General features: G+C 53.8%; 1 rRNA gene. It reads left to right on the forward strand.

Going from position 1 to position 1,320, the window contains the following annotated elements:
* A 16S ribosomal RNA gene (locus ACSQ8Y_RS30215) occupies positions 1-1,320 on the forward strand; the annotation flags it as partial.

Genomic DNA, 1,320 nt, shown 5'->3' on the forward strand with positions numbered 1-1,320 from the left:
GGATGAAAGCAGGGGACCGCAAGGCCTTGTGCTCCTGGAGCGGCCGATATCTGATTAGCTAGTTGGTAGGGTAAAGGCCTACCAAGGCATCGATCAGTAGCTGGTCTGAGAGGACGACCAGCCACACTGGAACTGAGACACGGTCCAGACTCCTACGGGAGGCAGCAGTGGGGAATTTTGGACAATGGGCGCAAGCCTGATCCAGCAATGCCGCGTGAGTGAAGAAGGCCTTCGGGTTGTAAAGCTCTTTTGTCAGGGAAGAAACGGGTGGGGCTAATATCCCCATCTAATGACGGTACCTGAAGAATAAGCACCGGCTAACTACGTGCCAGCAGCCGCGGTAATACGTAGGGTGCAAGCGTTAATCGGAATTACTGGGCGTAAAGCGTGCGCAGGCGGTTTTGTAAGTCTGTCGTGAAATCCCCGGGCTCAACCTGGGAATGGCGATGGAGACTGCAAGGCTAGAATCTGGCAGAGGGGGGTAGAATTCCACGTGTAGCAGTGAAATGCGTAGAGATGTGGAGGAACACCGATGGCGAAGGCAGCCCCCTGGGTCAAGATTGACGCTCATGCACGAAAGCGTGGGGAGCAAACAGGATTAGATACCCTGGTAGTCCACGCCCTAAACGATGTCTACTAGTTGTCGGGTTTTAATTAACTTGGTAACGCAGCTAACGCGTGAAGTAGACCGCCTGGGGAGTACGGTCGCAAGATTAAAACTCAAAGGAATTGACGGGGACCCGCACAAGCGGTGGATGATGTGGATTAATTCGATGCAACGCGAAAAACCTTACCTACCCTTGACATGTACGGAAGCCACGAGAGATCGAGGCGTGCTCGAAAGAGAGCCGTAACACAGGTGCTGCATGGCTGTCGTCAGCTCGTGTCGTGAGATGTTGGGTTAAGTCCCGCAACGAGCGCAACCCTTGTCATTAGTTGCTACGAAAGGGCACTCTAATGAGACTGCCGGTGACAAACCGGAGGAAGGTGGGGATGACGTCAAGTCCTCATGGCCCTTATGGGTAGGGCTTCACACGTCATACAATGGTACATACAGAGCGCCGCCAACCCGCGAGGGGGAGCTAATCGCAGAAAGTGTATCGTAGTCCGGATTGTAGTCTGCAACTCGACTGCATGAAGTTGGAATCGCTAGTAATCGCGGATCAGCATGTCGCGGTGAATACGTTCCCGGGTCTTGTACACACCGCCCGTCACACCATGGGAGCGGGTTTTACCAGAAGTAGGTAGCTTAACCGTAAGGAGGGCGCTTACCACGGTAGGATTCGTGACTGGGGTGAAGTCGTAACAAGGTAGCCGTAT

Origin of the sequence: Pseudoduganella sp. LjRoot289 (assembly GCF_964252925.1) — a bacterium.
GTDB lineage: Bacteria > Pseudomonadota > Gammaproteobacteria > Burkholderiales > Burkholderiaceae_D > Rugamonas.